We start from the raw sequence: 6,195 nt of genomic DNA on the forward strand, positions 1-6,195 counted from the left end.
GCGGTAGTTTTGCAGCGGCTCAGTTCAGGAACGCCGCTGTGATCGTATAGTGGATGGTATAGCAGCCGTCGGGGCAGGTGCTGCGCTCGCTATGCGCGCCCGCGCCCCACGAGACGGCGGATGTGTAGCGGCGCGAGACCGTGCCCATGTCATCGTGATCGTCAAAGGTGGGGAAGCCCGGTGCGTCTTCATCCGTGCCCTTGACGAAGATCGTCAGGTCGGTGCCCTCGGTCAGCGTCAGGGTGAAGGTGCGGTTGATTGTCACGGTGTCGCCGCTATTGACGCTGCGTGTGCCGCTGCTGGGGAAGCGGCCCGTCTGCCCACCAACCACGAAGTCCAGCCACAGTTCGCCATCAGCCAGCGGATCAGCATCGTCATGGACGGTGATGCCGGTGAAGTTGACGGTCACCCGTGCCTGGCGTGGTGGGGCCGGCTGGACAGTTACCTGGCGGGTGACACTGTTGTTCGCTTCATTGCTCTCCGGCACGCGATCGAAGGGATCGACCACCGCCACCGTATCGAACGTGCCCGCGCCAATATAGGCAAAGTCAAAGGTAAAGGACGCCGTTGCGCCGGGGTCAAGCTGAGCGACGGAACGGGTGATGCCTGTGGCTGTATCGGTAGCGCGGGGCCGCCATTGCACGTGGAAGTTGCGGGCCGCCGTCTGCCCGGCGTTCTGGATCGTCACGGTAGCGCGGGCGTTGTTGCGCTCGACCGGCGAAGCCGGGCTGATCGTGAAGCCAGTGATGCGCAGTTCCGCCGGTGCAGGGACGGGCGTTGGCCGCAGCACACGCACGACAGCGGTTAACGGATCGCGCCCGGTGTAGGTCAGCACCAGATCGGTGCTGCCGTCCGGCACGCCCAGGGCGGACACATCCAGCACGATCTGCTCATTGCTGGCCGCGTTGATGGCTACGCTCTGGCCGCCGATCGTGGCCGAGGGACGCTCGTTGTTGGGCGTCAGGCTGCTGCCCCAGACCTGCACCTCCCGCGTAGTGCCGATAGTGATCGTCTCCGGGAAGACTTCCAGGATGCGCGGGGCAAGCGTGATCTTCTCCAGCCGTTCGCGCAGGCCCAGACCGGTGGTGGTCATGACGAAGGCGCGCGCCTGCGGCACAAGCACAATTGCTCCGAAGACCACCAGATACAGCGCCATGAACAGCAGGGCCAACACCCGACTAAGGCCACCCTGGGGTAGCCGCCGGGTGAAGAGCAACCAGACGAAAACCAGCAGGCCGATGCCCAGCAGCACCAGCGCCACGATCAGAATCGCGTTGTAGAAAGCGCGATCCAGGACAAAAGCGGCGGTTTCCCCGCCGACGATGATGACTTCCTCCAGGTCGCGGCGCAGCTCGTCAGCGACACGGCGGGTCTGCAGGCTGGCCTGGCGGATGACTTCCTGCGCCTCGGCGCTGACCAGGCGGATATCCTCCTGAATCTTTTCGTGTACGCCCTCCATGAGGGCCTGCAGCTCCAGCAGCTTATTGCGGGTAGCCGCGTCCAGGCTGTTGAGGGTGATGTTGAGGTTATCCTGGTAGGCACGCTGCAGATCGGCCATGATCTGGGCCAGGTCGCCCTGGAGTTGCTCCAGCGTAACACGCACCTCCTCCCCGGCGACGCGGATCGCCTCCTGAATCTCGCGGATGGTATTGGCGCCCAGGCTCAGAAAGTCGGAGATGGTCTGGAGCACGCCAGCCCGGGCTGGCTGGCCGCCGGTCAACAGCGGCAAAAGCAGGGCCGCCACCAGCAGCAGACGCACAGCGGTGATGGGTACGGCAATGGAAAGACGCCTTGTGGAAAGCATGGTTTGGCCTGTTCGCTACAAAAATCAATCGGACATGAACTACTTACCGCCATTGAAAGCGTTCACACCGTCTCTGCCAGAAAAAAAGACGCCACTATACGGCCATCGGGCAGGAAATGGATACAAACGCTACCTGTATTGTAAGATTTATTCTATTCCTGGGGAAATGGCGGTTTTGGACGGGTATGGAGGTATGGCTGATTGGCTGCGCTGGTTTCAGTGCTTATTCCCGGCTGTGTAAGAGTTGCGCAAGAAAAAGGCCGCCTGCCTCCGCAGACCGTTATAATGAGTAATTGGCTCAGAGATAGCGATTCCAACAGTTTGTGAAACGAACGGTAACGCCGGGAGGCTGACCTATGGCCGAGACGTTTACGTTCAAAGCAGAAATTCAGCAACTGCTCAATATCCTGATTTATTCGCTCTATACCGAGCGCGAGATCTTCCTGCGGGAACTGCTGTCCAACGCCTCGGATGCGCTGCACCGCCTGCAGTTTGAAATGCATACCGCGGAAGCCGTCTACGAGCCGGAAGCGGAATTGGCCGTATACATCACGGTCAACAAAGAGGCTAACACGATCACCGTCCGCGATACCGGCGTGGGCATGACCCGCGACGAGTTGATCACCAACCTGGGTACGATTGCCCAGTCCGGGGCGTCGGCTTTCCTGCAGGCGCTCAAGGAGAAGGGCGACGCCGCGACCAACATCATCGGGCAGTTCGGAGTGGGCTTCTACAGCGTATTCATGGTGGCTTCCAGGGTGGAGGTAACCTCACGCTCGTACCTGCCGTCGGCGCTGCCTGCACGCTGGACCTGCGATGGCTCGCCCAGCTTCATGGTGGAGGAATTACGACCGGAGCAGATGCCCCACCGGGGCACAGCCATTACGATCACACTCAAAGAAGACGCTACCGAGTTCGCCGATGAATGGCGGCTGCGGCAGATCATCAAGCGTCACAGCGATTTCATTGCCTTCCCGATTTATGTCGGCCAGCCAGCGGAAGGGGAAGCGCCGCGCCCCGCCAACCAGCAGACCGCCCTATGGCGGCAGTCTCCTCAGCGTGTCGAGGCGGAAGCCTACCGTAGTTTCTACCGCCAGATTACCCTGGATACCAATGACCCGCTGACCTATGTCCATATCAGCAGCGAGGCCCCGCTGGACCTGCATGCCATCCTCTATGTTCCCGCCCGGCGAGATCGCGGGCCGTTTGCCCCCCGCGATCACGGTTTGCGGCTCTACAGCCGCAAGATCCTGATCCAGGAGCGCACGCCTGACCTGCTGCCGGAATACCTGCGCTTTGTAGAAGGCGTGGTCGATTCGGAAGATCTGCCGCTTAATGTCTCGCGGGAAAGCGTGCAGTCTAATGCGTTTATGCGTAAAGTCAGCAGCAACCTGGTGCGTCGGTTGCTGCGCCATCTGGAGGAAATGGCCGTCAACGAGCCGGATCGCTACCGGACACTGTGGGAGCAATTCGGCCCCTTCCTCAAGGAAGGTGTAGCCACCTCTCCAGGGGATCATCAGTACCTGCTCAAGCTGCTGCGTTTCCATTCATCCCGCACCGGGCCGCAGGACTGGGTCTCATTGGCCGAATATGTGGCCCGCATGGCCAAAGGACAGGACAAGATCTACTACCTGTTCGGGGAAGACCTGGCCTCGATCACGCGCAGCCCGCACCTGGATCCGTTCAGGGCGTCCGACATTGAGGTGCTCTACCTAACCGAGCCAATCGACTCCTTCATGATGATGGCCCTGCGCGACTATGAGGGACATGCCTTCCAGAGCATTGCCGACGCGCATGTGGACATGCCCGCTGCGCCGGAATCGACCGGCGAGATGCTGACCGACGCGCTGTTTGACCCGCTGCTTAAACGCTTCAATGAAGTCCTGGCGGAGCGGGTGATCGTCGTGCGGGAGGCTGCGCGACTGACCGAAAGCCCGGTCCGGCTGGTAGTCCCTGACGATGTGCCCGGCGTGAGCAACCTGGATCGCGTCCGGCGCTATGTGGACGAGAACTTCCAGGCGGGCAAGCGGGTCATGGAGATCAACCGCCGCCATCCCCTGATCCGGAATCTGGCGCAGGCGTTGCAGGCTAACCCGCTGGACGCTCTGATCCCGGCGGTGATCGAGCAGCTTTTTGAGAACGCCCTCCTGCTGGAAGGGCTGCACCCTAACCCGGCGGAGATGGTCGGGCGCATCCAGACAATCATGGCCGCGGCCACGGAGAGCAGAAGCCAGGAGGCTGCTATAAAGGAGGCCGGGGGGCCAGGTGGCCGGGCAGGGGCGCAGCATGCTGCGCCCAGGCAGCAGACCACAAAGAAACGGCAACCGAAGAAGCAGGCAAAAGGCGAAGGACAGGCGGCAGCGGAAGAGGTGACCGGGTAGGGGTGGCGCAGCATACTGCTCCCGGATTTGATCGTTGCGGCGGCGGAAGGCGTTCCCGCCGCCGTTTTCTATAGCGCCTCCGATGACTGAGCCGGGCTGTGGGGAGCCGCAATTGCGCGCCGGGCGATTCTGGGCTATTGTGGGGCGCAACTCATCCGTTACCCGGCGAGGTCAGCATGGCGCGACTCATCATCCTGGGTTCGGCAGCGATCGTGCCGGACATGACGCACGACAACACTCACATGGTCCTGGAAGGCCAGGAGAGCGTTGTCCTCATCGATTGCGGCTCCAACCCCATCGCCCGCCTGCGCAAGGTCGGCATCGACTACGAAGCCCTGACCGATATGATCCTGACACACTTCCACCCGGATCACGTGCTGGGCGTGCCCATCCTGCTCAACAACATGTGGTTTCTGGGGCGGCAGCGGGCGCTGCGCGTGTACGGGCTACATCACTGCCTCAACCGCGTTGAGGACATGATGCTGATGTTCACCTGGGATGAATGGCCGGATTTCTTCCCGGTGGCTTTCCACAAAGTACTCCAGCGGGATAACCAGCTCCTGCTGGAAAACAACGACTTCCGCATCACCTCCTGGCCGGTGCGCCATTACGTGCCGACCATCGGCGTGCGCATCGAGGATAAGCGCAACGGCTTTGTGGTGGCCTATAGCTGCGATACCGCCCCCACCCGCAGCCTGCTCGACCTGGCCCGCAACGCCGACCTGCTCATCCACGAAGCAGCCGGCGCGGACGGCATCGGTCATTCCAGCGCGGAACAGGCCGGCGAGATCGCCGCCGAGGCCGGGGCCAAGCGCCTGGTGCTGATCCATTACGAAGTCTTCGGGCGGCACGGTTCCGTCTCAACCGATCATCTGGTGGCGGAGGCGCGGCGGGCCTTTAACGGCCCGGTAGAACTGGCCGAGGATTTTGCCATCTACGAAGTCTGAAGGAGCGCCGACCTTCTAAAACCAACCGCCGGGTGAGCATCCCCGGCGGTTTTCATGCGGGATAGCGGCGGTGCCCCCTTAGGCAGCAGGCTCGATCGGGCGCACCGTCGCGTGCAGGAACTGGAAGTCGCCGCGCGGAGGCATGATCTCCTGCACTTCGATAATTTCGAAGGTCATCTTGCCGATCTCCACACGGTCGCCCACTTTGGGCGGCTCGATGTGGTTCATGATGCCGCCGGGATGCTTGCCGCCTATGACCACATAACTGACTTTATAAATCATGATCTTACTGGCGCCCGGTGTGTCAGAAGCGACATCAGGGGAGGGCGCGCCCTCCTTTCGTCAGAGTTCTCAGGCCCTGCGTACTGGCGACCTTGAACGGATCAGGCTTCCAGGTTGCGGTGGCGGAGCTTGAACGAGAGATCGCTGGCCATGTTACGCATGACCACGTAGCCGATCGCGGTATTCTCCGCGCACAGCCGTTCGAATGCTTCCCGCTCGATGACCACCAGCACCGCTTTCCTGCTGGCACAGCGGATGGTCGCGGAGCGCTCGCCATAATCGATCAGGGCCATTTCGCCAAAAATCTGGCCCCGGCCCAGGTAGACCGCAGTCTGGCCGCCCGCCTGCGGATCCTCCAGGATCACCTCCACCTGCCCTTCGCGAATGATGTAGAGCGTGTGGCCGGCTTCGCCCTGGGAAAAGATAGTCTCGCCATCATGGACCTCGACCAGCCGGCTGATGCGGGCCAGGCGTTCCAGTTGTTCCTGGGTCAATCCGGCGAAGAGTTCGACGCCTTTAAGGAGTTCAACCAGTTCGTTGGTCATGCGTTTTGGCTATCTCCCACGCTTGAGCCGCAGGCGCGCCCGGCGCCCGTTACAGCCATGATGATCCCTAACGGCATTGTACTGCTATCCAGAAAGCCGGACAAGCAGGCGTATTCTTTCACGCAAAATGTTACCGAGGGGGTATGGTTCACTCAAAAGATAATGTTACCGAGGGAACCATGTCCAGCGACGAACAGATGACCATTGATGAACGACGCAAGTACCTGCGAACGATG

5 protein-coding genes are annotated in these 6,195 nt (G+C 61.4%); 2 read left to right on the forward strand and 3 right to left on the reverse strand.

Going from position 1 to position 6,195, the window contains the following annotated elements; genetic code table 11:
• Positions 1–19: 19 nt before the first annotated feature.
• The gene (locus HPY64_03060) at positions 20–1,804 is read right to left on the reverse strand and encodes a hypothetical protein (GenBank protein NPV66109.1); all 1,785 of its coding nucleotides are present in this window, start codon (positions 1,802–1,804) and stop codon (positions 20–22) included.
• A gap of 356 nt (positions 1,805–2,160) precedes the next feature.
• Here HPY64_03060 and htpG point away from each other — a divergent pair, with 356 nt between their 5' ends.
• Entirely contained in the window at positions 2,161–4,185 is a 2,025-nt protein-coding gene (gene htpG, locus HPY64_03065; protein NPV66110.1) for a molecular chaperone HtpG, read from the forward strand.
• A 176-nt stretch (positions 4,186–4,361) separates the two neighbouring features.
• Positions 4,362–5,132 carry a ribonuclease Z gene (locus HPY64_03070; GenBank protein ID NPV66111.1) on the forward strand — a complete coding sequence of 257 codons (771 nt, stop codon included), beginning with the start codon at positions 4,362–4,364 and terminating at the stop codon, positions 5,130–5,132.
• A 78-nt stretch (positions 5,133–5,210) separates the two neighbouring features.
• Here the strand turns inward: HPY64_03070 and HPY64_03075 are convergent, their stop codons facing one another.
• Together HPY64_03075 and HPY64_03080 are read right to left on the reverse strand one after the other, a co-directional pair.
• Positions 5,211–5,414, reverse strand: coding sequence for a hypothetical protein (locus tag HPY64_03075; GenBank protein NPV66112.1), 204 nt, complete (start codon positions 5,412–5,414; stop codon positions 5,211–5,213).
• 101 nt (positions 5,415–5,515) lie between these two features.
• On the reverse strand, positions 5,516–5,959 hold the full coding sequence (locus HPY64_03080) for a cyclic nucleotide-binding domain-containing protein (protein NPV66113.1): 444 nt from the start codon (positions 5,957–5,959) through the stop codon (positions 5,516–5,518).
• Between the last annotated feature and the right edge of the window lie 236 nt (positions 5,960–6,195).

Source organism: Anaerolineae bacterium, from assembly GCA_013178165.1.
Classification (GTDB): Bacteria; Chloroflexota; Anaerolineae; order Aggregatilineales; family Ch27; genus Ch27.